Annotated in this window: 15 protein-coding genes; 11 read left to right on the top strand and 4 right to left on the bottom strand. The window is 55.9% G+C overall.

The window, feature by feature from the left end; all coding sequences use genetic code 11:
* Window positions 1-40: 40 nt before the first annotated feature.
* The 4 genes from RGU70_RS12180 to hpnD form a co-directional block, all read right to left on the bottom strand.
* Window positions 41-7,468, bottom strand: a complete 7,428-nt coding sequence (locus tag RGU70_RS12180) for a deaminase domain-containing protein (RefSeq protein WP_322209664.1) — start codon at window positions 7,466-7,468, stop codon at window positions 41-43.
* Window positions 7,469-8,310: 842 nt separating this feature from the next.
* Window positions 8,311-9,450: an alpha-hydroxy acid oxidase gene (locus RGU70_RS12175; RefSeq protein ID WP_322209663.1), complete on the bottom strand. Its 1,140-nt coding sequence runs from the start codon at window positions 9,448-9,450 to the stop codon at window positions 8,311-8,313.
* Between the two features lie 139 nt (window positions 9,451-9,589).
* Complete coding sequence (hpnE, locus tag RGU70_RS12170) at window positions 9,590-10,960, bottom strand: hydroxysqualene dehydroxylase HpnE (protein ID WP_322209662.1); 1,371 nt, start codon at window positions 10,958-10,960, stop codon at window positions 9,590-9,592.
* A complete protein-coding gene (hpnD, locus tag RGU70_RS12165) occupies window positions 10,961-11,794 on the bottom strand; it encodes a presqualene diphosphate synthase HpnD (RefSeq protein WP_322209661.1) in 834 nt (277 codons plus the stop codon). It abuts the gene before it with no gap.
* A gap of 306 nt (window positions 11,795-12,100) precedes the next feature.
* On the opposite strand from hpnD, the gene RGU70_RS12160 reads away from it, so the two are divergent.
* The 11 genes from RGU70_RS12160 to RGU70_RS12110 all read left to right on the top strand — a co-directional run bounded on the left by RGU70_RS12160 (window position 12,101) and on the right by RGU70_RS12110 (window position 24,032).
* Window positions 12,101-12,523 carry a hypothetical protein gene (locus RGU70_RS12160; RefSeq protein ID WP_322209660.1) on the top strand — a complete coding sequence of 141 codons (423 nt, stop codon included), beginning with the start codon at window positions 12,101-12,103 and terminating at the stop codon, window positions 12,521-12,523.
* A gap of 105 nt (window positions 12,524-12,628) precedes the next feature.
* The gene (locus RGU70_RS12155) at window positions 12,629-12,991 is read left to right on the top strand and encodes a hypothetical protein (RefSeq protein WP_322209659.1); all 363 of its coding nucleotides are present in this window, start codon (window positions 12,629-12,631) and stop codon (window positions 12,989-12,991) included.
* Window positions 12,988-14,418 carry a TolC family protein gene (locus RGU70_RS12150; protein ID WP_322209658.1) on the top strand — a complete coding sequence of 477 codons (1,431 nt, stop codon included), beginning with the start codon at window positions 12,988-12,990 and terminating at the stop codon, window positions 14,416-14,418. Before RGU70_RS12155 ends, RGU70_RS12150 begins: the two co-directional genes overlap by 4 nt.
* A gap of 37 nt (window positions 14,419-14,455) precedes the next feature.
* Window positions 14,456-15,868: a copper oxidase gene (locus RGU70_RS12145; RefSeq protein ID WP_322209657.1), complete on the top strand. Its 1,413-nt coding sequence runs from the start codon at window positions 14,456-14,458 to the stop codon at window positions 15,866-15,868.
* A gap of 50 nt (window positions 15,869-15,918) precedes the next feature.
* Window positions 15,919-16,446, top strand: a complete 528-nt coding sequence (locus RGU70_RS12140) for a cupredoxin family protein (RefSeq protein ID WP_322210795.1) — start codon at window positions 15,919-15,921, stop codon at window positions 16,444-16,446.
* A gap of 140 nt (window positions 16,447-16,586) precedes the next feature.
* Window positions 16,587-16,937: a copper-binding protein gene (locus tag RGU70_RS12135; protein WP_322209656.1), complete on the top strand. Its 351-nt coding sequence runs from the start codon at window positions 16,587-16,589 to the stop codon at window positions 16,935-16,937.
* Between the two features lie 265 nt (window positions 16,938-17,202).
* Entirely contained in the window at window positions 17,203-18,237 is a 1,035-nt protein-coding gene (gene glk / locus RGU70_RS12130) for a glucokinase (protein ID WP_322209655.1), read from the top strand.
* 75 nt (window positions 18,238-18,312) lie between these two features.
* Entirely contained in the window at window positions 18,313-18,495 is a 183-nt protein-coding gene (locus RGU70_RS12125) for a type II toxin-antitoxin system HicA family toxin (RefSeq protein WP_322209654.1), read from the top strand.
* Window positions 18,496-18,505: 10 nt separating this feature from the next.
* On the top strand, window positions 18,506-18,901 hold the full coding sequence (locus RGU70_RS12120; protein WP_322209653.1) for a type II toxin-antitoxin system HicB family antitoxin: 396 nt from the start codon (window positions 18,506-18,508) through the stop codon (window positions 18,899-18,901).
* 287 nt (window positions 18,902-19,188) lie between these two features.
* A complete protein-coding gene (gene glgA / locus RGU70_RS12115) occupies window positions 19,189-20,736 on the top strand; it encodes a glycogen synthase GlgA (protein WP_322209652.1) in 1,548 nt (515 codons plus the stop codon).
* A gap of 164 nt (window positions 20,737-20,900) precedes the next feature.
* A complete protein-coding gene (locus tag RGU70_RS12110) occupies window positions 20,901-24,032 on the top strand; it encodes an alpha-1,4-glucan--maltose-1-phosphate maltosyltransferase (protein ID WP_322209651.1) in 3,132 nt (1,043 codons plus the stop codon).
* Window position 24,033: the final 1 nt, after the last annotated feature.

The raw sequence follows: 24,033 nt of genomic DNA, 5'->3' as shown, positions 1-24,033 counted from the left end.
GGGAAACAGCTTTCCTGTCATTTGTTGCGTCTGATATCCACTATCGCCGCTTGAACCATAGGTTGATTTTCAGATTGGGATAGAGTTGGTTGAAAGAGGTCATTGCCAAGGTGCAGGAAGGACAAGAGTCTTTGGTCGAAAAGATGTCCAGCTCGAACTGATCATTCGGCCCGCTATTTTTCATTTCCTTTTCAATCTGCACCATCAACTTTGCTTCCGTATCGCCGTTCCTGGGATTGCCATCGCTGGTCGTTAAGGTAAATATTTTGGCATTTTGTGCATTGGGCATGATTTCTTTGCCCAGATAATGAACCTCTCCAATCATTACATCCACTTTCTGATCGCCGGAAACCGAGACATATTTTTTCTGCTTTCCGTCCGGGCGGGTCAGTGCGGCGGTCAGGTAATTCCCTCCCACCATGGAATTGCGGGTCTTGATTTGGCCCGTTTCCACCGCTTTTGTATTGTCAGGATTTTTGATGTCGTTCAGCGTAGAAAGTACTTTGTCGAAATTGACTTTCCTTTGCCTTTGTAAAATATTTTTGATGGGCTGAATATCTTTTTTATTGATTTCATCTAGGGCAGAGAGAACTTCAATATCAAAAAGTTTGTTTTGTTTGCCACTGAGTTGTTGGCCCAAAACGCCACGATAAATATCATGATGATGTTTTTTCACAATATTGATCAGGTTCTGTTCATTGCTCATCGCGGGCGTATTGGACATGGTCCGCAGAAATGCTTCTGCCCGGACATTTTGTTTCGGTATTTTTTTTAAGTTCTCAATCACTTTGAAATTGGCCAGCGCTGGATTATCGAGGATGGTTTGCACCAAAGGCGTGTAGTGCGTGACCACCTCTGGCGTAATCGCCACGCCTGCATCGGGTGCATCGGGCGGCCTGTTTCGCTCAAGTTGTGGTGAGGGCAGATTAATACATGCCGGACTCTGGTTGGGCAGCGTGCGTTTGAACCGCAGGCCCGATGGCAGCATCTCTTTGGGCAAGACTTGAATCTTGAGGAAGGAGGCAAGCCCCTGTTTTTCCAGCTTGATAGACAAGGCCTGGTTGGCGGGCGGTGTCAAAATAAGACGCGCATCGTGATCGGTACGTACTCCCTCCGCGGCATTCCAATCACTGCTCTTGTATTGACCATATTCTTTGCAGGCAATGATCGTGCGGCCTGATTCATCCTCAATCGGATGGGGTAGCGACAGCGCCCATTGTTCAGGTCGCAATTCGATGCTGGCCGTTTCCCCCTGCCGCAAAGCGTGCAAGTCTACGATGATGTCGGTGCTGGCGACCTCTCTGTCGTTGCGAATGTCGAGGAAGGTCGAAGGGATCGTCAATGTGGCATTGTTTCCTAACAAAACCCGGTAGGCATCTACCTCATCCATTCTGCATATTTCCACCGTATTGCCGGGTCGGCTCAGATCAAAAGTAAGCCAGTTGCGGGAGGAGCCTGGGTCGATAGCACTCCACAACGCAGACAAGGTCCCCAATATTCGTCTTTCGTAACGGAGGGGCTCCAGCTGCGCTATCGTTGCCCGGTCGGCATTGATCGCTGCTTCTTCGGTTCCCAATCCTCGTTCTGAGTTAAGGAGCAGGTGACCGGCGGTTTCATCCCAAAAAAATTGCTTCCTGACGACAAATCCCATTGCCAGATTCCCGCCTCTGGGGTGACCGCCAAGCCAGGGAATATGGCGTGTTGTTCCTGAATGATAGTTGCCGTACAGCTTGATAGGGCGTTGAATATTCGACAACACCTTGTTGCTTGACGCAGACAGCCAATGACTCAACGTGGTCAGATCGGAAAATTCTTCCTGATTCAACAAGAGGGTGCAGCCTTCTTTCCAATGGAGATGGATTTCTCCGCCGCTCTGCTTGCGCAGCCGCAGGCCCTGCGCATTTTTCTCGACGGGAAGTGCGGTCCATGCCGGCAGGTTTTCAATGTGTAATTCGCCGCTTCCATTGGGTGAGAATTCCAGCGAAAGCGTGCCGCTAAATTCAGCCGGGACGACGACATTTTCCCATTGGCCTTGGACGCGGGTGGAATCCATTACCGTCAAGTAGTTGCCGCTGTCCCGCGCCACAAACGACGGATTGCTGCCTGCCGGAGCGCAGTCAAAGCCGGACCGCTCAATTTTGGGTCCTTGCTCAGTCAATCGCACAATGTCCTGACTTGCCGGATGTAAAAGCCTGTACTCACCCGCTGCGGTTTTACCGAGGCAGGTCAGCGTGCCATCGTCATAAGGGGCGCGTAGTTCGCTGAGCCGACCACTGACTTCATCGAGATAGTAAGCATAGGCTTCCTCATCGATGATGGAGGTCAATTCCAGTAAGGTCGTAGGCTGACTTGTCGCGGAGTCTGCCACGCGTCTGACGCCCATGCCGGCCGGCGTGCTCAATCCATCGCCGAGCGCTACTGCATCGGCCATGCCTAATTGCGCCAGATTTTGCGGAGAGAGATTGATCCAGCTAATTGAATCCGACTCCATCTGGTGTTGTCCTGCATTCCCGGTCAGAGCTTCCACTTTGAAAGAGGACAGAGAGGAGGTTTGATAAGACTTGATGACGCCGCTATTTTTTTGATCGTAAAAAAGAAAGTGTCCCTCTTGCATGCCCAGGTACGCGAAGGCGGCAGACGTCTGTATGATTTTTGTGGACTGGGCGGCAGATTTTTCAGTGGGGAGCCAAAAAACGGGTTTGCCTGATTCTTTGCTGGAAAATTTGAGAACTGCCGCCCTAGGTAAATTGCTCAGGAATGCCAATTTTTCATGCGGCGTTGCCGATGAATACCGATGAATGGCCTGAAGCATTTCGTCGTAGTGGTCGAACTCCATGCCCACTTTCGTCGCGACCTTATTTTCCAGACGGATAAGGGTATTGCCGATTTTTACCTGAGGATTTCTCGACAGTTGATCATAAACATCAATGATCGCATCGAGTGTGTGGTCCAGAAGCGGCACATCGTTTGCATCCGGGGCATACGTTTTGATGATGCGTTGTTTATCGTTGACTTCGCCAAGCGCCTCATGGAAAGGGGAATGCCACGATAAGGGGGCAGCCGATTGTTCTGTTTTTTCAAATGGCTTGAGCAGTGTGGAGCCGGTGCGTGCTGATGATATTTGCGCGCGGGCTTGCTCTAAATCCATTTTCCCCAGACAGGCAGTCAGCAGAGGAATTTCATCCGCGCTGGCTTGACGGCCTTGCGTCGCCTCCCAGAATTCGGTGCCATGTTCCTTGCGCAGCTGCCAGAAATTCCCCTGCAACGGCGGCGACGACATGGCGGGAAGCGGGCGCATTTCATTGTCCTGATCGTCATGCCAGACCGGGCCTTGGGTCGCGTCTACCGTGAATTTTCCATTTGCCGATGCCAGCATTTTTGATAAATCACCATGCACCATATTGTCGATTTCAGCGGACTCCATATCGGCGGTGATGGCCGACAGACGCAGCAAGGTTTCAGGGTGTCCTTCACGGGTGAAATAATGTTGGCCCTGGTAGGCGTGCAGATATTTCAAGGGCGCGCCATGATCGAATGGCGCATGTATCAATTCTTTCGTTGTGGAGAGATAGAAGGAGTAATGATCGCCCAGATGATCGCGCCAGGGAATCTCCACCACTTCGCTGACATGCGCAATATCCTCGACGATAGCGTCGACTTCTTGCTTGCTTATTTTGTTTAGGCCCTCTGGTCGGGTAATTTTAAACAGCTCCTTTTTTCCATCCTCTGTGAGCCGGGAGTGCAGATTCTCGTCAACGATTTCTGCTTGCGTCACAAACTGAAGCAGTTCTTGTTTTATTTTGACAAGGGGTTCCATCCATTGACGAATATCGGTCTCGTTGAAAGTGACGCGCAAGCCTTCTTTGTTCTTCAGCGGATCGATGTCGATGAGCGCGGGGAGGACTAATCGTAAAAAGAATTTTCCTTGCGCCGCATGGGTGGCAAGCATTTGACTGTAAGGGTCGCTCATTGGATAGGCCAGGACCTGACTGATCAAGCCGTTGGGAGTCAAGTCGATGAGCGGGCCATCTTCTTTACTCGGATCAAACAGGACCATTTCTGTATTTTTTTCAAGCAATGCATGCAGTGCCTGTTCCAGCTTGACGATATCCTGACTCCGCTTTTGTAGCAGGTGATAAGAGGAAAGCTTTTTTTCGCTGAGGGGCAACAAGCCAGTTTCGGTATAGATCCACAGGCTGTGATCGTCCGTTTTTGTTAATAAATCGCCTGCGGGTAAAGGAAAATCCACTTTCTTCAGCGTGGTATAGCCTGGCACTTCCCGCATGGAAGAAGGCGCATCGTTCCTCGTCCATACGATCGTTTGCTTGGTCCATTCCTTTTTTTCCTGACTCCATTTCAGGCTATGCAAAAGATCATTGTGAAGAAAAGCCACTTCAACATCTTTTGAGACTGAATCAGCCCGGATTACATAGCGCGGTTCTTTCGTGACTGATTCAGAAAATTTCTTTCGGATGGCCGTGAAGGTATTTTCTTGCAGTTCAATGAATAAAAATTCACCTGCATAGTTGCTCGTGGTGACATTCTCTTGCGCCACATGATCGTTTAAGTAAATTTGCAGATTGCCGCTGTGAAGGCTGTTGATCTGCAGGGGAACGTCGGGCGTCAGAACCAGCGTCGATACGTGTGCCGGCGACGTGTCGAGATTGATTTGCAGAGAAATTTTCCCTGCCATTTCCTCCCGGATTGGCGGAATCACATAGGTGATGTGGTCGGTGTAATCGAGCGTTTGTGTCCGGTTCTGATAGTCGATATACGCGTTGGATATGTGGTGATTTCCATATCTGTTTTCAAAATAGGGATGGGAATATTGACGATCCAGAGTCAGCAGCGGCGCGTCCTGACGCCATTGAAAGAACGGGGTGGAGGTGTCCGTCCACTCCGTGTCAATCTCTGCAAGGAGATTGACAAAAAATACATGCGCGTTGGCGTTGGTCAGATTCGATTTTATTTCTCGATCAACACGCGCTATTTCAAAAAAGGGAATGATTTCCCGTAATTCCTTGGGCGATTTGCGCTGCGTACATAACCTTCTGGAGGTTTTCCCTTTTATATGAGTAGCGCGGATGCCACTTTTATCTAGCCTGGTAACGATGGCCTGCTCATCAGGCGTAATTCTTTCAATCGGAACCCGATTGGAGGTGACGTAATAGGAGGTATTTCCCGCTGCATGAATCAAAGTTAATGGCGATTTTTTATACTCATCTAACTGTGCAACCAGTTTTTCAGCCGTTTCCACTCCTTCTGCGGACGACTCCATAATTGACTTCACCAGGTATTCGACCCCCAATCCCAAGGCGGCCGCACCTAAAATCACAAACCCTATCACATTGGTTGCTGCCAGATAACCGGCCACACTTGTCGCGATAGCGGCAGTGTTCAATGCCAAATTGGTCGAGGCCAGGGTAAGCTGGGTAATCGTCGTTGCACGTTCTGCCTCGGTCAGCGTTTCCGTATTCAGGCGTTGCGATAAATCGTAAATCTGCTTCGCTGAATAGGCGATGGACACCGGCGCCAGCAGCACGCTGGCCTTGCCGATCGCCGCAGCGGTGGATTTAATCAAGCCCGAGGCCGGAGCGAGAAAACTGGTCAGTTTGGCTGACGGTAAATGTTTTCCCATCCAGGTGCCGACGTGTTTGACGATTCTGAGGGAGTCTTCGAGCACCTGCGCCGAGTCCGCTGCGAGCCCGAGATAATCGCCGAAATCCTGCGGCGTTTTTATTGCCCCGGTGATGACGCCATAGACGCCCATGAGGTAATTGCCACCGCGATTGATTCCCTGGACTCGACCAAGCCATTTGGGTGCGTCTTGATGCAGGTTCTCGATCAGCTGTGTTTTTCCATCCAGTCCCACGGCAAGTTTGCGTGATCTTTTATATCTTCCGCCCTTGCTTCCTATGCGAAATTCCAGGGTGTCATCTGGCAAGGTGATGAATGATTTTACGTACTCATTTTTTTTCAGCAGGGGGCCGAAAGCTAATTTCAAGGCTGTCTGTGCGTCAGCGTGAGTGAGCGATTTTAAACCGGGGAGGTGATTGAATTGCGCGGCTTTGGAGGCGCTCTCAGTAATCGTATCGAATCTGGCCAAACCATCGACGGGCTGATTTTTTTTCTCGATTTTGGCGAGCGGCATTTCACATAGCGCCCCTGAAGGCGGGCTTCGTCTGAGACGGGAATGCTCAACAGGATGCTCAACAGGATGCTCAATAGCTGATTGCGGATTCGTTTCAGTTGCTCCTGCCAACGGCGGGAACACCGGCAAGTCCGGTAGGGCCGACCACATGGCGGCAGCACCTGAGCGCAGGTAATCCAGGGCACTCTGCATTGATGAGGTCGGCGATCCTGAGCGGATCGCAGATATCGGTTCATTGATAGGGGCTGCCGTCTCGCTCTTGCAATTGACCCGTGGAAGTTCGCCCCCGGCGTAAAGGAAAAATAATCCCCAATTGCGTGGCCGATTCAGCTTCAACGGTGTCGCGTCGCTTGGTTGAGATGGCTTCAGCGTACCGGGCCAGTCGTGCAATGCGGGGGAAGTACTCTGCAAAAGATAATGACTGAAATCCTGCGGAGTTTTGACCTTGTCGAGCGTGAGTTTTTCCAGGCAATACACCCCTTCGCGCAAGTCTAGACAGACCTCCTCTAAAAGATAATCGCGCAAATCGCCATGGGTATTTTTACTCGTGCCTGCTGCGAGCTGATCCCTGTTTTGCGCTAGGCGGTCCATTTCAGCCATCACGAGTTCGGCTGTGTGCTGCATTTTCAAGGGCGCGGCTCGCTGCGAGTCCGGCACGTATTTCAAAGGAGGTGAAAAGTGACGGCTCAATTGCGGGTGGCGCACGAGCTGCGGGTTATTGAGCAGTTTCACCATCAGCCATGTTTCTCTGGCAATTTTTTGCGAGATCAATTGGAACAGCGCACGCCACATTTGAAGGTGATCATCATTGTCAGGGTGGGATGGTATGGCGCAGTGATGCTTGTCCGCCTGCTGGAGGTAGGCCTTGCAGAGTTCGTCTATAAACTCCTGCGACATTTGTGGGAAATGGGCGAACCAGACTTTTTCCAGCATTGACGCAAAGTAGAGTTCTTTTTGTTTCTGATGTGGCGAGCTCAGATAACTTGCCAAGGGGCTCAAAAAGGACGCGGTGAACTGATTGAGCTGATCCTGAAGCGCCGGGGACAGCTCGCTTTCTTTCAGCGGCGGCATCGCGGAGTGCGGAATTTTTTCTTGCCGAAGCGGTGACAAGCTATCCCAAGGCAATACTGTCGCGGACTGGCGCTGTGCGCGCGACGGCGGATGCCTGACGAAGACAGGGGAATTTCGTACAGAGCCGGCGCTTGAGTTGCCTTGGAACCGGCGGGCGAAGTGCTCATCGGAGGTGGGCGTGACGGTGGGTATTCTTGCGGGTTGATGATTTCTGTGCGGCCTGGAGGCAATGGAAAAGGTAGGCATGAAATGTCCGTCGAGCTTGTCAGTAAGGTAATTCGGGTGAGATGGGGAATATAAAGGGGACTGCCTGAGGAGTTTCTTTGTTGCTGATTTTTATTTTTTATTAATGCTCATATAAATTCTATTTATTGAATTTATATTTAATTAAGACGTTAAATATGCAATTAAATAATATTTTAATTATTTTTATATTTGAATAATACAAAAATAATTAATTAATTGATATCGTTCAAGTATGGTTATCCGTATTAAATAATATAAATAAATAAATTTTAAAAAGAAAATTTAAATAATAGGACTAACGCAAAGTTGGTCATGGCGAATGTTGGAATCCGACCGGCTTGCCGCCATATCCTTCGATATTGGACTTTATCCCTACTCAGGACGAACGGGGGGGTGTCTTCCAGCGGAGCAAGCTGGCAGGCGAAACGGAGGAGGGGTGTATTGGGGGGAACAAGCTGACAGGTGGAACGGGGAGTAGGTGTTCAGGTGAAATGAACTGACAGACAGAACGAGCGGGTGGTGTGTTCGGGCAAAATAACCCGAAACGGATTTTTATTGAAATACGGTGCTATCCGGCTGAAACAAGCATTCACCGTTCGTCCTGAGAGACAGAACGAGCGGGTGGTGTGTTCGGGAAAAATAACCCGAAACGGATTTTTATTGAAATACGGCGCTATCCGGCTGAAACAAGCATTCACCGTTCGTCCTGAGTAGGAGCGTTAGCTCCGTATCGAAGGACCCGGCGGCAAGCCGGACGGACGTTTTCCACGTTGTGACGGTGGTGAGCCGGCAATATATCTCGGCTCACCATCCGTCAAAATCGCGTTGAAGCAAACACGCAATTACCGGCCAATCAAAATGCCAGGCCCGACATTTTTGATGTCCTTGGTGCCAGTCAACGCCATGCTGACATCCAGTTCCTTTTGCATGATTTGCAGCATGCGGGTAACGCCTTCCTGACCCATCGCGCCCAACGAGTACAGAAACGCCCGGCCTATCATCGTGCCTTTGGCCCCCAGCGCCACCGCTTTCAGCACATCCTGACCGCTGCGGATACCGCCGTCGAACCAGACTTCGATCTGATCGCCGACCGCTTCCACAATCGCCGGCAGCGCCTCAATCGACGACATGGCACCATCGAGCTGGCGACCGCCGTGGTTGCTGACGATCAGCGCATCGGCACCGGTAGTGGCGGCGATTTTGGCGTCTTCCACATCGAGAATCCCTTTCAGAATCAGCTTGCCGCCCCATTGCTCCTTGATCCAGGCGATATCGTCCCAGTTCAGGGTGGGATCGAACTGGCTGGCAGTCCATTGGCTTAGCGTCTGAATGCCGCTACCGCCACCCGCCACATGGCCGGCCAGATTGCCGAAGGTTTTGCGGCCGCTCAACGCCCGCAGCGCCCAGCCCGGCTTGGTGGCCAGATCGAGCACCGTAGCCAGCGTCAGCTTGGGCGGTACCGACATGCCATTTTTCAGATCCTTATGCCGCTGGCCGAGAATCTGCAAGTCCAGCGTCAGCACCAGCGCCGAGCACTTGGCCGCTTTCGCCCGTTCGATCAGCGATTTGACGAAACCACGGTCGCGCATCACATACAACTGAAACCAGAACGGCTTGGTCGTGACGCTGGCGACATCTTCGATTGAGCAGATGCTCATCGTCGAAAGAGTGAAGGGAATGCCGAATTGCTCTGCGGCCATGGCCCCCAGCATTTCGCCGTTGGCCCATTGCATGCCGGTCAGTCCGGTCGGCGCGATGGCGACCGGCATGGTGACTTCTTCCCCGATCATGGTGGTTTTGGTGGAGCGCTCGTCAACATTGATGGCAACCCGCTGGCGCAACTTGATGGCGGCCAGATCGTCGGTATTGGCGCGATAAGTGCCTTCGGTGTAGGAGCCGCTGTCGGCGTAGTCGTAAAACGCTTTAGGAACGCGTTTTTTTGCCAGGAGGCGGAAATCTTCGATACAGGTGATGACAGGCATGGACTTCTCCGTAGAGGATGTAATTTTTGATGCTGAAGTGTAGGTGAAAAGTGCCAGTGCGTGGATGAATCGTTTCCGGCAATGCGTGAAGTTTTTTCAAGCGAATCAGGATTGACTCCTCACTCGCCATCCCCGCTGTTTATTGAGCCTTATCCAGCAATGCCTGCGCCGCCGCCACGCCACTGCGCACAGCGGTTTCTATCGTGGCCGGATAGGTACTGGCGACATAGTCTCCGGCCAGCACCACGCTGGATAAGCCGGTGGCAAGGCCGGGACGTTGCAGGCCGGGAGTGCAGGCAAACGTGGCGCGCTTTTCAGTAATGACGCGGCTCCATCGCGGTTGCGCCAGACACGGCTGGCCGAAAGCCTGCGCCAGTTGCTGTCCGAGATGGGCAGCCAGCAGCGCATGGTCGGCAAGCGCACTGGTATCGGCATCGCTGATGACGACGGCGAGCAAGCCTGCCTGTGCCGCATGCAGCTGACCGCGATCGAACACGAATTGCCCCGGTGCCTGTTGCCCGACGTTATCCGTCAGGGCATAGAAGGGGTGGGGCAGGCGCAGGTCTGCGTCATATTGCAGGTAGCAGGTGGTGATGGCGCGATAGTCGAATCCGCGCATGGCGTTCAGCGCGGTCTGGACGTTTGGATCAGCAATACCCTCTGCTGCCGTTTCCAGCAGCAGCGCTGCCGGTTCCGGCGGCGTGGCGATGACGACGGCATCCACCACGACTGCCGGGCGCGCATCGTTGCGAAATCCTATGCGCCATTGTTTCCCCTCCGCACGCAGGTTGACGGCCGCTGCGCCATACTCGACTTCGCCGCCCTGTGCCGCGATCCAGCGCATGGCTTGCTCGGGAAACAGGGCGCTGAGATCGACTCGCGGCAGCAGCATATCGGAAGCGGCGCGTCGCCCGCCCAGACTATCGCGCAAGACTTGCAGGAACACCTGTGCCGATGCTTGCTCGGGAGAGGTATTGAGCGCCGCCAGACACAAAGGCCGCCACAGCAGCCGGATCAGCGTCGCTGTCTGGTCATAGCGATTGAGCAATTCGCTGACGCTGCAATCGACATTGAGCCGCCAGTCCATCCAGCGTGCCGTAGTGGAAAAACGCGCCAGAGCGAGTTTGTCGGCGCGACGCAGACCTGCTGCGCGCCAAACGCCGACCGCCAGATGCCAGGGCGCAGGCAGACGTGGTGCGACCAGCGTCATGCCGATGCCGTCGGCGGGTGGATAACGCATTTGCAGGGGCAGTCGCAACAGGGCTTGATCAAGGTCGATGCCGACCTGTCGCATCAGACGCAGGCTGGCATCGTAAGCGCCCAACAGGATGTGCTGGCCGTTGTCGAGTGCGTTGCCATCGAGATCGACGCGGCGGGCGCGACCGCCGGGGATACGCGCTGCCTCAAACAGGCTGACCGTCTGCCCGTTTGCCGTCAGTTCTACCGCCGCTGCGCATCCGGCCCAGCCACCGCCGAGGACGGCGACGTGGCGGCGCGAGGTGGGTTTCACTTAACCGCGCACATAGGTTTTCCAGGCCAGCCACAGCTTGCGGATAGGGGTGAGGGAAATACGTTGGGTAAGGACATGGAAGCCGTCGCTGACGATTTCCGCCAGCAGCGTGCGGTAAATCGCCGCCATCATCAGACCGGGCCGCTGGGCGCGGTGGTCGGCCTTCGGCAGCAGCGCCATGGCTTCGTCGTAAGTGCGCTCGGCGCGTTCGGCCTGAAAACGCATCAGCTTTTCGAAATTCTCGCTATGGCGGGCGTTGAGGATATCGGCTGCGGTGACATTGAATTGCTGCATTTCATTGACCGGCAGGTAAATCCGTCCCTTGCGGCTGTCTTCGCCCACATCGCGAATGATGTTGGTGAGCTGAAACGCCAGCCCCAGTTTTTCGGCATAGGCCAGTGTCGCCGGCTGCGTCACGCCGAAGATGCTGGCCGACAAGATGCCGACCGCGCTGGCGACATGCCAGCAATACTTTTGCAGGCCAGCGTAATCCAGATAGCGAGTCTGATCCAGATCCATTTCCATGCCGTCGATGATGGCTTGCAAATGCTCGCCCTTCAAATCGTAGATCGTCAGATGCGGTTGCAGCGCGCGCGTCACCGGATGCGTAGGCTGACCGGCCAGCATGGCGGCGATTTCCTGCCGCCACCAATGCAGCTTGGTGCGGGCAATGGACGAATCGGCAATATCATCGACCGTGTCGTCCACCTCGCGGCAGAAGGCATACAAGGCGGTAATGGCGCGTCGTCGCTCTTTGGGCAGGAACAGGAAGCTGTAATAAAAGCTGGAACCGCTGCGGGCGGCTTTTTGCTGGCAGTAATCGTCTGGGGACATGGGCGGGCGGTGGGTAGGGTGGGACGCAACGGCATCGCGGCGCGAAGCCGCTATGCTAGCCGACTTGGTGGGCAGGGGGCAATGCATTTGCGCATGTGTTTCCTCCAGGAAGTATGCCGGCAAGGTGCTTGACGTCGCAGATGGCGGGCTTACTGCCTTGCCCCGCCGCACAGGTATTGTTTAACAGGCAATGGAGCAGGAGAAATGATTAAAAATGTCGGCTGTTCTGCACCCGAATAACTTGACGAAAGGTTTGGATGCAGTGGAAAATGGCATATCAAATTTATTCAATTTATGCCTGAAATAATGTTGACCCATCCAACCTGGCGCTTTTTGCTGGCCTGCTTTCTGTTCGTTGCGCTGTCCTTTCAAGGCATGGCGCAAGCGAACATGGCTGTGTGCGAGCAGGGGCATCCGGGTCACGCGCTTATGATGAAGTCAGTGCCTGATGTTGCGCAGGTATCAACAGACCATGCCGACTATCGCACCGACTATCGCACCGACTATCACGCCGACTATCACGCCAATACGTCGCCAGAAAAATCCAAGACCTTCCAGGACAAGTGCAGCACCTGCACACCCTGCTGCCCAGGTGCCGCCATCATCACCAATCCGGCCATCGTGATTGCCGCTCTTGTCGTGCCCCTGGATTTCCCCGCCCTGACTGTGGCAGAACCCTCTGCTAATCGCGGTCGCCTCGATCGACCACCCCGCATTTTCCTCGCCTGACGACATGTAGCCGGGCGCTTTGCGCGTTTGTTGCTGCGTGTTGTTGCCATGCCGTTCCCGCTCGCATTACGTGCGGGGGACTCACCATGATCACGCGAGGTATTCATGCAATTTTTCATTCCCCATGGCTGGACACGCTGCGTCGTGCCGGTCGCTCTGACGCTGGCATCGAGCTTTGCCCTTGCGCAGACCCCAACTGAGATTAAAAAACCCTTACGGCCCGATCCCTTTAGCGCCGAGCTTTCCGTTGAAGCAGTTCCCTATCGCTCTGCCTTTACTGGCTATCGGCCGCTGAGGGATGAGCCGGTTGCGGCATGGAAAAACAGCAACGATCTGACCGGAAAAATTGGCGGCTGGCGGGTGTACGCCAGGGAAGCTGGCCAGCCTGACGCGGCGACCGAATCTGCGGTTTCGCCTACTACGCCACAGGTGAAAGACCACGCGGTACACCAAGGAGGTCAACAATGAGCGCCGTGCATAGCACTCTGAGGTCCACCAGGAGCCTCGCCATTTCCGGTCTGGCCGTCGTCCTTCTGGCAGGCTGCGCCTCCTTCAGTCAGGACGGCGGTTTCAACAGCGTTGCGACTACCGCCCGCGAGCGGCTAAAAAAAGAAGTGATGTGGTCCAGGTCAGATGCAGATCAGGACACCATTGCCCAGCGTGTCGCTGAATTACTGAGCAAGCCGCTGAGCGTCGATGCCGCTGTGCAACTGGCGCTATTGAACAACCGGGGCCTGCAAGCGGCTTTTGCCGATTTGGCCATCAGCGAATCCGATCTGGTGCAAGCCGGGCGCTTGCCCAATCCCCGTTTTGCCATGTTGCGAGGCAGCCAGTCAGGCCCGGACGGACGGGAATATTCGATCGAGCAGGCCATTACCTTCAACCTGTTCTCGCTGGTGACGATGCCGCAAGTCAGCGCCATAGAGCGGCGGCGCTTCGAGCAAACGCAGCGCATGGTCAGTCTGGAAATGCTGCGTCTGGCCTCCGAGACGCGCAAGACCTACTACACCGCGCTGGCCGCAGAGCAATCGGTACGCTACGCACTCCAGGTACGCCGGGCGGCCGAAGCCAGCGCCGAGTTGGCGCGCCGCATGGCGCAGGTGGGCAATTTCAACAAGCTGCAACAGGCGCGCGAACAAGGTTTTTATGCCGATGCCGCACTCGGCTCAGCGCGTGCCGAGCAAGCATCCGTCGCCAGCAGGGAGCAGTTGACCCGTCTGCTTGGTTTGTGGGGGCAACAAGCTCAGTTTACGCTGCCTGAGCGTCTTCCCGACTTGCCCCAAGCGCCCAATGAATTGCCCAATGTGGAACAAATGGCAATGACGCAACGGCTGGACGTACAGGCAATCCGCTTGCAGACCGAAGCGCTGGCTAACAATCTGGGGCTGACCAAGACCACGCGCTTCATCAACGTCCTGGAATTTGGGCCGACAAGGATGTTGGAAGGCAAGGCAGATGCCGGCTACAAGAAGGGTTATGAGGTGTCCTTCGAGCTGCCACTGTTCGATTGGGGTACGGCCAAGGTCGCCAAGGCCGAAGCGCTTTACATGCAGTCGCTCAACATCGCCGCACAGACGGCCATCAATGCTCGTTCCGAAGTGCGCGAAGCCTATCAGGGCTATCGCTCCAGCTACGACATTGCCCGCCACTACCGCGATGAAATTATGCCGATCAAAAACCGCATCAGCGAAGAGAACCAGCTTCGCTACAACGGCATGCTGATAGGCGTCTTTGATTTGCTGGCCGACGCCCGCGCACAGGTCGCCAGTGTCAACAGCACCATCGAAGCGCTGCGCGACTTCTGGATAGCCGAGGCTGATCTGGAAATGGCCTTGATTGGCAAACCCAAGCTCAACCCACCGACCCGCAGCATGGCCGCCAGCAATGCCGACTAAAAATAGCAACTAAAAATACCGACTAAAGGAAAAAATCATGCAATCAAGACGACATTTTTTACGCGGCGCGGGTACCCTGACCGCCGCCGTGGCCGCTGCCACCGTCAGCAAGGTCGCGATGGCGGCTTTGCCGGAGCCGGTCAGTCAGGCGTCTCCGAACACCATGCCGCCGCTATTGCCGCGTACCGGCCGCCCCTACAACCCGGTCGTGACGCTCAACGGCTGGACGCTGCCCTGGCGCATGAATAACGGCGTCAAGGAATTCCATCTGGTAGCCGAACCTGTGGAACGTGAAATGGCCCCCGGCTTTAAAGCGCACTTATGGGGCTATAACGGCCAAAGCCCGGGGCCGACGATCGAGGTGGTCGAAGGCGACCGCGTGCGCGTATTCGTCACCAATCGCTTGCCCGAGCACACCAGCGTGCATTGGCATGGGCAACGTCTGCCGAATGGCATGGACGGCGTCAGCGGCCTCACGCAGAAGTCCATCCAACCGGGAAAAACTTACGTCTACGAGTTCGTCGCCCGTCGACCCGGCACCTTCATGTACCACCCCCATGCCGATGAAATGACGCAAATGGCAATGGGCATGATGGGATTTTGGGTGACGCATCCCAAGACCAGGCATCCGCTGATCGAGGAGGTGGACCGGGACTTCTGCTTCCTGCTCAACGCCTACGATATTGATCCGGGCAGCTACACGCCCAAAATCATGACGATGCTCGATTTCAACCTGTGGAGCTGGAACAGCCGCATCTTCCCCGGCATCGACACGCTCAACGTGCGACAAAACGACAAGGTACGCATTCGCGTCGGCAACCTGACCATGACCAACCATCCTATCCACCTGCACGGCCACGAATTCACCGTAACCGGCACCGACGGCGGGCCGACTCCCACAGGAAGCCGCTGGCCCGAAGTCACCGCCGATATCGGCGTAGGGCAAATGCGGCAAATCGAGTTCCTTGCCGATGAAGAGGGCGATTGGGCCATCCATTGCCACAAGAGCCACCACACCATGAACGCGATGGGGCATGAAGTGCCGACCATGATCGGAGTCGATCATCGCGGCATTGCCAAGCAAATCACCCAGCTCGTACCGGACTACATGGTGATGGGCGAGCGCGGCATGGCCGACATGGGCGAGATGGAAATGCCCATTCCCGACAACACGGCGCGCATGATGACCGGCCAGGGGCCTTTTGGCGGCGTGGAGATGGGCGGCATGTTCAGCGTCTTGAAAGTGCGCAAAAACCAGAAGCCGGGCGATTACAAAGACCCCGGCTGGTTCAAGCATCCGCAGGGAACGGTGGCCTTTGAGTACAACGGGGCGCTGGCCAAGCCGGCCCGTTTCCAGTCCAAAGGCGGGCAGACCATGCCGCGCGCGCAACCCGATTCCCCACCCGTCGAAGTAAAGGTGCGCAAACCGGTCGGCCATGCTGACCACTGAACCAATGACTGAACCGATATAAATTTAATTCACCCCTAGAAAGGAAAATGATGAAAAACAGCACCCTCCATACATTCGCACTGTGCGCCCTGTTAGCAACGGGCCCTCTGGCAATCGCCGGTGAAGGCCATGGCGATCACGACCATGCCACGTCGACCATCGGCATCGCCGGCGACGCAGCCAAAGCGACTCGCACAGTCAATATCGACATGAACGACACCATGCGCTTCACACCGGCGAATGTGCAAGCCAGTCAGGGCGAAACCATCCGCTTCGTCGTCAAAAATTCAGGCAAGGTAAAACACGAATTAGTGTTGGGGACTAAAGCCGCTCTGAAGGAACACTACGAAATGATGATGAAATTCCCCGAGATGGAACACGCCTCCCCGAACATGATCACGCTGGCACCCGGCCAGAGCGGTGAAGTGGTGTGGCAATTCACCCGGTCCGGGCAGGTTGATTTCGCGTGCTTGCAGCCGGGACACTACGACGCCGGAATGAAAGGCGCGGTGAAGGTCATGGTCAAAAAGATGCCAGTTCATGAATCCAAGAAAATGGACGAAGCCACACACCACTGACTCTGATTCTGACTCTGACTTCATTCGCAGCCATCGCTACCAATGAGGTGGTCTGCGAGGCGACTCTCTTCAATTTCAACCATCGACACAATCAACCATCGACACAATCAACCATCGACACAATCAACCATCGACACAACATGAAAACTATTCCTACTATTTTTCTGACAGCCGGTTTGCTTATTGCGACGACCCTCCCGCTGAATGCCGTTGCGCAGCCTGCGACCCCCGAGGCCAAGCCCTCCGCGCAGATCGCCGGCAACACTGCCGACATGACCGACGGTGAGGTCAAGAAGATCGATAAAGACGCCGGAAAAATCACGCTCAGACATGGCGACATCAAGAACCTGGACATGCCCGGCATGACCATGGTGTTCACCGCCAAAGACAAGTCCTTGCTGGACAAGGTAAAACCCGGCGACAAGGTGAAATTTCGGGCCATCATCGACAACGGCAAGCTGACAGTGACGGACCTTGAACCGATCGAGTGAACGCAAACTAAACGTCAACACGTCTTAAAAGTCCCTAAAACATCAGTCCTTTAAGTAGATGCAAGCGGACTTACAACGAAGGGGGTATGGTAGTGACCCGTATCGCGTATGCGACAAGGCAGATTTCCGCTGCGAGCGATGCCTCATCCCTATTCCCCTGTTGTCACTTCCCCTGTAACTTTCCCTTTTTTGCGACGCTGATTTCCGGCGTCATCCTACTCATCGTTGCCTGATCAAGTGAGGCAAATCACACGAGACAAACGCCATGAGCATGACTTCCTCTTCGCCATCCGATACCCGGCCGCAGCGCATCCACGGTGATCGCTGGCCCTGCCTGTTGGGAGACATCGGCGGCACCTTTGCCCGGTTTTGCATTGAAACGGCAGTATTCCGTCGCACTGAAATCGCTGTTTTCCGTTGCGACGATTACCCCGATCTGGGCGCAGTCATCGCCGCCTATCTGGCGCAAACCGGGCAGACCGGCAACGTACGGCATGGGGGAATAGCGATTGCGACGGCGGTGCAGGGCGACTGGCTGAGCATGCCGAATCGCCCTTGGGCATTCTCCATTGAGGATTTACGGCGGGAATTGGATTTCGATGTCTTGCATTTTTTCAACGACTTTACAGCGCTGGCAATGGCTTTGCCGGGCTTGGCACCGGATGAGTTCCGGCAGATCGGCACCGGCCAAGCGCCCGAGGAAGCGGCGGTCATCGGCGTGTTGGGAGCCGGCACCGGCCTTGGCGTGGGCGGACTCGTGCCGTGCGGCGACGGCTGGCGTCCTTTGCATAGCGAAGGAGGGCATGTGAGTTTTTCCCCTTGCAATGCGGAGGAAGCCGCCGTACTGGAATACTGTTGGGGGCGCTTTGAGCATGTGTCGCAGGAACGCCTGCTGTCCGGCCCGGGCATTCAAACCATCTATCAGGCATTGAGAGCCAAGCCAGGCGCGGCACTGTCTGACGATGATGTGCCGACCACGGCCGATCTGGTGCGACGCGGCACGGCGACCGATATCACGCGTGATCCTCTCAGTGCGGAAGCGGTCGATTTGTTCTGCGGCATGCTCGGCAATGCCGCCGCCAATCTGGCGCTGACCATCGGCGCGCGCGGCGGAATTTATATCGGTGGCGGGGTGCTGACGCATATGCAGGACTACTTTGTGCAGTCCTCGTTTCGCCAGCGCTTCGAGACCCACGGCCGCGCAGGTGACTTTCTGGCGCGGATTCCGACTTATTTCATTACCGCCCCTTATCCCGCCATGTCGGGCCTTTCGCGTTTGATGGCGCAAGACGCAGCATAAACCGGCGGGCAGGCTTGCCGAGCAATCGATACGAAAGCCGCTTGAGCACTTATTTCTAGTGTGTATAATGCGCACATGAACAGCGCCTACCTCATTAAGCGACTGGAACAAAACGGCTGGGTGCGCCGTGGCGTAAAGGGGTCGCATCACATTTACACGCATCCGGATCGCAGCGGCCATATTACCGTTCCGCATCCAAAGAAAGACTTAGGCATAGGGCTAGTTCAGAAACTTCTGAAACAAGCAGGCCTTAAATGAGAGGTCAATCATGAAATACCCTATTGTTATTGAGCCAGGAAACGAAAAAGGCAACACTGCCTATGGCGTCATTGTCCCCGATCTTCCCGGTTGCTTTTCCGCGGGCGACACCTTAGATGAAGCGATCGACAACGCCAAAGAAGCCATTGAGCTATGGCTGGAAACCGTCATTGATGACGGTGGCCTTATTCCCGCAGCCTCGTCAATCAGTGCGCTTCAGTCCAAGTCTGAGTTTTCAGGCTGGATTTGGGCTGCGGTATCGGTTGATTTGTCTACCTTGTCGGATAAGGCTGAGCGCGTGAACATCACGCTTCCGGCGCGCGTCCTGCGCAAGATTGACGCAGCGGCCGCTGCGTCAGGGGAGTCGCGCTCTGGTTATCTCGCACGTAGAGCGCTGATGGCGTAATCGAGGCTACTTGTCCAAAGGGGTTTGTTGGCGTTTTCAACAGGCTCTCACAATGCGGTCAATTCAACATCCTTCGTAGGCTTTCTTAGGGGGCGGCGCTTTAATAGGTATTTATTGGTTGCTAACGCCGCCTAAAATTACGCTAAATCGCTTTATTTCCCTGGGGTAAGCATTGTCCTACGCGGATGCAAGCCAGTGTCCGATGGTCGGTCTCGTATTATTTCTATAACTTGTAAGCCATGCGCCTCTATTCCAGTGAGGGGTAGACAAGTTATGGAAGGCCAAACATGCAACCACGTGTCCTGATCGTTACTTCTGAAGCCGTACCGCTGATCAAAACCGGCGGATTAGCCGATGTCATTACCGCGCTGGCGCTGGCGCTGCGCGCCGCCGGTGTCGAGGCAACCGTCATGATGCCCGGCTATGCCACCGCACTCGAACACGCCTGGAACCTCCAGCCTGCCTCGCTCGATATGGAATTTCCCGGCGGTCCCGGCCGTCTGCTGTGCGGCGTCATGCCGGGCATGGGCGTGCCCGTCGTTCTGGTCGATACCGCTCGCTTCAGAGCGCGTACGGCCAATCCCTATGTGGATGACAGTGGCAATGAATTTACCGATAACGCCCTGTGCTTTGCCGATCTGGCCCATGCCGCGCTGGCAGTCTGCGCTGGCAAGACTTCCGTCGAGCCGCCGCATGTGGTGCATGCCAACGACTGGCATACCGGCCTCATTCCCGCCTTGCTTAAACTGCACGGCCTGGAGCACATCGGCACCATGCTCACCATCCACAATATCGCCTTCCAGGGCAATTTCGACATCAATCTGGCACCGAAGCTGGGCATACCTGAAAGCATGCTCGGTGCCGACGGCATGGAATACTGGGGCAAGCTCAGTTTTCTGAAAGCCGGGATCACTTATGCTGACCGCGTCACCACCGTCAGCGAATCGTATGCCAGAGAAATCCTGACGCCGGAATTCGGCTTCGGCATGGAGGACGCATTGAATTTGCGCAAGAAAGACCTCAGCGCCATCGTCAACGGGATTGATACCGAAGTGTGGGACCCGGCCGACGATCAACTGATTGCGCGCCACTTTAGCGTTGACTGCATGAAAGGCAAGGGCATCTGCAAGCGTGACCTGCAAACCCTGTTCGGCCTCATCCCTACCGATCCCTTCGCTCCCATCATGGGTATAGGCAGTCGCATGTCGCACCAGAAAATGGTCGATGTCGTCCTCGATGCCGTACCCGCCATGCTGGAACGCCACAGTCGTTTGCAAATCGTGGTGCTCGGCAAGGGAGAGCATGAATACGAACAAGGTTTTCTCGAACTGGCAGACCATTTTCGCGGCCGTATCGGCGTGCATATCGGCTACGACGAACGTCGCGCGCACGCCCTGCATGCCGGCAGCGATATGTTGCTGCATCCCAGTCGCTTCGAGCCGTTTGGCCTGACGCCGCTGTACGCCATGCGTTACGGAGCCATGCCGATTGCTTCACGGGTCGGCGGCCTGATTGACAGCATCATTGACGCAGGCAAAAGCGGCGACCCGCCGCAAGAGGCAACCGGCGTGCTGTTCGACGGCGAAACGGCGCAGGAAATGCTGGCCGCAGTGGATCGCGCCTTGGAAATCCAATCCAACGCCAGCAACTGGCAGCGCATACAAGACAACATCATGCGCGCCGATTTCGGCTGGGACGGCCCGACCGCTAATTACATCGAAGCCTATGCGGCGATTTCCGGTACAGGCAGCAAGCGTCTGTTCGACCGCGCCAAGCAAGCTTCCGATCATCACCGGCAGCAGTTTGATTCGCTGCCCGACTACCACTTCGCCTGATTTTCTGTTGCCGCCAGCAGGCGGCTGCAGCGAGCGCCCTCCATCGCTGCCCCGACATCTTTTCACGACGTAATTTCGCGCTGCGGTTTTACGTTGTGATTTTGTTTTTGCACTGGCTCTGGCGCTCCTTGTCCCCGGCACACACCGCTTCCAAGAGGTAATTCATGATGAACACCCCATACAGTCCGCGCATCTATTGCGCGGACCCTGCACTGATCGACCCATCCGCCTGGCCTGCATTGGCGGCGCACTGCGCCGAACTCGGTTTCGACCACTTGCTGATTGCCGCCGCGCCCGCAAGCGACGGTAATTTTTCCGCACGCGCTGGCGGCGGGATGCTATCGCTGGCGCAATTGCAGGCGATCACAATCGCATGCGCCAGCCATCATGTGCGGGTACTGCTGGAATTGCGTATCGACAAGTCGGATGCCGGCAATCCCATTGCCAATCGCTATCCCGACGGGTTTTATCCAGTGCCCTCGGATGTGATCGAAGGAATGCAAGCCGAGCCGCATCAGGTCCAGGCGCGTAACGGCAAACTACTGCCGCGCTGGGAGCCGACCACCCCGGGCGTGCGTTTTCCGGAGGACATGGTGGAACGGCTGACCCCGGCGCTCGATGCCGGTGTCGCCGGATTTTGCTGCGTCATGGACGATGCGGTCTTGCCCTTGCAATGGGCGCATCTGACCGTCGCACTGCGCAAGCAGCAGCCATGCTGCACTTTTCTGGCATGGACGCCGGACATGCCGCTGCTGCAAATCGACAGCCTGTCCGACTGCGGCTTTGACGCCATGTTTTCTTCCGCTGCGTGGTGGGATTTTCACGCCAGCTGGTATTTCCGCGAGCGCCAGCACATTGCCGCTTTGGCTGCGCCGGTAGTTTTTCCTGAAGACCCGTTCGGACGGCGCTTATCGCGTCAATACAATCTCGACGACCCGGTCCTGAGGAAAAACGCCGCGCAGCGCGCGCTGCTGTTGGCCGCCGCCACCGGCAGCGGCATTCTCGTTCCCATGGGATACGAATACGGCCTGACGCAGCCGCTGGCCATCTCTGGTCTGCCGGACGCCTTGCAAACCCCGGCGCAATTTGAAGCGGCCTGTCTGCATGCCGATATTGATTTGCGCGACGATATTGTTTCTGCCAATCAGCTACAGGCTTTGCATGGCCCGACTGCGGGTGCAGCAAAACTGCGCCCTTTGACGGATCAGGCTGCTGGCATCGCCTTGCTCTTGCGCACCAATCCCCCGAGCGCCGACAGCGAAGGCGACGAATGGCTGATCGCCATCAATACCTGGCTGACGCAGCCGCTCACGCTGACCTCTCCCTACTTGCAGGAGCGTCTGGCGGGCAGAGTCTTGCGCCCGGAGAGCGACGATGCCGCCGCCATGCCTGCCATCCCGAGCATGGAGTTGCCCGCCGCCAGCGTCTCTTTCTTGAAGCTGCATCATTTGCCACCTATCGTCACCGCCCCCAAGCGGCCACGGCGACAGGTCGAGCGCGGCATGCGGGGCGCACGCATTGCCATCGAAGACATCACGCCTACTGTCGAGGGCGGAAATTTTGCCGTCAAGCGCGTGCTGGGTGAAAACGTGGAAGTGCAAGCCGACCTGCTGATGGATGGCCACGGACGTCTGGCCGCTGCCTTGCTGTGGCGCGCCGCCGATGAAAAAAACTGGCAGCAGGTGCCGATGCAGCCCCTACCCAAAGACCTCAATGACCGCTGGGCGGCATGTCTGCCGCTGAAGCGGCTGGGTCGCTATTACTTCTGCATCGAAGTCTGGCAGGACGAGAGCGAAAGTGATGCCGATGCCGAACTGTCTGCCGAATTGCGTCCCGAATTGCGTCCCTTCCTGGTACGCAGCGAGGAACAAAGCATCGACGCCGAACGGCTGGCGGCGCGCTTTTCCAGCTGGTACGAACTGTTTCCGCGCTCGCAAAGCGGCGATCCGGTGCGTCACGGCAATTTCGACGATGTCATTGCGCGTCTGCCGGCGATTCAGGCAATGGGTTTCGATACCCTGTATTTCCCGCCCATTCATCCTATAGGCGCGACCAACCGCAAAGGCCCGAACAACCAACTGACCGCCGCCGCAGGCGATCCCGGCAGTCCCTATGCCATCGGTGATCCCAGCGGCGGTCACGATGCCATCCACGCCGAACTCGGCACGCTGGAGGATTTCCGCCGCCTGCGAGTAGCGGCTGCGCAGCACGGACTGGAAATCGCACTCGATTTTGCGATCCAGTGCTCGCCCGATCATCCCTGGTTGCAAACGCACCCGGACTGGTTCAACTGGCTTCCCGATGGCACCATCCGCTACGCCGAAAATCCGCCCAAAAAATACGAAGACATCGTCAATGTCGATTTTTATGCCGCCGATGCCATCCCCGGTCTATGGCTGGCGCTGCGCGATGTGATCTTGTTTTGGGTCGACGAAGGGGTGCGCGTTTTCCGTGTGGACAATCCGCACACCAAGCCGCTGCCTTTCTGGGAATGGATGATTGCCAGCGTGCGCGCCGCGCATCCCGATGTCATCTTTCTGTCGGAAGCCTTTACCCGGCCCAAGATGATGTATCGCCTGGCCAAGATCGGCTTTTCGCAGTCTTACACCTATTTCACCTGGCGTCACGACAAGGCGGAATTCACCGATTACCTGAGCGAACTGACCGGCCCGCAAGCGCGTGAATTTTTCCGGCCGCATTTTTTTGTGAATACGCCGGATATCAACCCGCGCTTCCTGCAAAGCGCGGGTCGTCCCGGCTTTCTGATTCGCGCCGCGCTGGCCACCATGCTGTCCGGTTTGTGGGGCATGTATAGCGGTTTCGAGCTGTGCGAAGCCGCCGCCGTGGAGGGCAAAGAAGAGTATCTCGATTCCGAGAAATACCAGCTTCGCGCCCGGGACTGGCAGGCCCCCGGCAACATCATTGCTGAAATTACGCTGCTCAATCGTTTGCGCATCGAAAACCCGGCCTTGCAAACGCATTTGGGGCTGCGTTTTTATCAGGCCTCGAACAGCAAGGTGCTGTTTTTTGCCAAGAGCACACCGGCCGCTGATGGGGGAGGCGGTTTCGGCGATAACGTGATTCTGGTCGCCATTAGCCTCGATCCACATGCCAGCCAGACCACGGCCCTGGAGCTGCCGCTGTGGGAATTCGGTCTGCCCGACCACGGCAAGCTGCTGGTCGAGGATCTGGTGCAGGGACAGCATTTTGAATGGCACGGCAAGGTTCAGAACTGGACTTTGCATCCGCACGAATTACCGTACGCGATCTGGCGTATCACACCGAATGGAGTCTGAG

Source organism: Herbaspirillum sp. RTI4 (assembly GCF_034313965.1).
In the GTDB taxonomy this organism is placed as follows: domain Bacteria; phylum Pseudomonadota; class Gammaproteobacteria; order Burkholderiales; family Burkholderiaceae_D; genus Herbaspirillum.
Note: the sequence above shows the minus strand (reverse complement) of the source record. Positions and strands in the feature narration are given on the sequence as shown.

Excerpts from the sequence above, each read along its gene's own strand:
- RGU70_RS12180 (WP_322209664.1), bottom strand. The coding sequence starts at position 7,468 with ATGCCTACCTTTTCCATTGCCTCCAGGCCGCACAGAAATCATCAACCC.
- RGU70_RS12175 (WP_322209663.1), bottom strand. The coding sequence starts at position 9,450 with ATGCCTGTCATCACCTGTATCGAAGATTTCCGCCTCCTGGCAAAAAAA.
- hpnD (WP_322209661.1), bottom strand. The coding sequence starts at position 11,794 with ATGTCCCCAGACGATTACTGCCAGCAAAAAGCCGCCCGCAGCGGTTCC.
- RGU70_RS12160 (WP_322209660.1), top strand. The coding sequence starts at position 12,101 with ATGTTGACCCATCCAACCTGGCGCTTTTTGCTGGCCTGCTTTCTGTTC.
- RGU70_RS12155 (WP_322209659.1), top strand. The coding sequence starts at position 12,629 with ATGCAATTTTTCATTCCCCATGGCTGGACACGCTGCGTCGTGCCGGTC.
- RGU70_RS12150 (WP_322209658.1), top strand. The coding sequence starts at position 12,988 with ATGAGCGCCGTGCATAGCACTCTGAGGTCCACCAGGAGCCTCGCCATT.
- RGU70_RS12145 (WP_322209657.1), top strand. The coding sequence starts at position 14,456 with ATGCAATCAAGACGACATTTTTTACGCGGCGCGGGTACCCTGACCGCC.
- RGU70_RS12140 (WP_322210795.1), top strand. The coding sequence starts at position 15,919 with ATGAAAAACAGCACCCTCCATACATTCGCACTGTGCGCCCTGTTAGCA.
- RGU70_RS12135 (WP_322209656.1), top strand. The coding sequence starts at position 16,587 with ATGAAAACTATTCCTACTATTTTTCTGACAGCCGGTTTGCTTATTGCG.
- glk (WP_322209655.1), top strand. The coding sequence starts at position 17,203 with ATGAGCATGACTTCCTCTTCGCCATCCGATACCCGGCCGCAGCGCATC.
- RGU70_RS12125 (WP_322209654.1), top strand. The coding sequence starts at position 18,313 with ATGAACAGCGCCTACCTCATTAAGCGACTGGAACAAAACGGCTGGGTG.
- RGU70_RS12120 (WP_322209653.1), top strand. The coding sequence starts at position 18,506 with ATGAAATACCCTATTGTTATTGAGCCAGGAAACGAAAAAGGCAACACT.
- glgA (WP_322209652.1), top strand. The coding sequence starts at position 19,189 with ATGCAACCACGTGTCCTGATCGTTACTTCTGAAGCCGTACCGCTGATC.
- RGU70_RS12110 (WP_322209651.1), top strand. The coding sequence starts at position 20,901 with ATGATGAACACCCCATACAGTCCGCGCATCTATTGCGCGGACCCTGCA.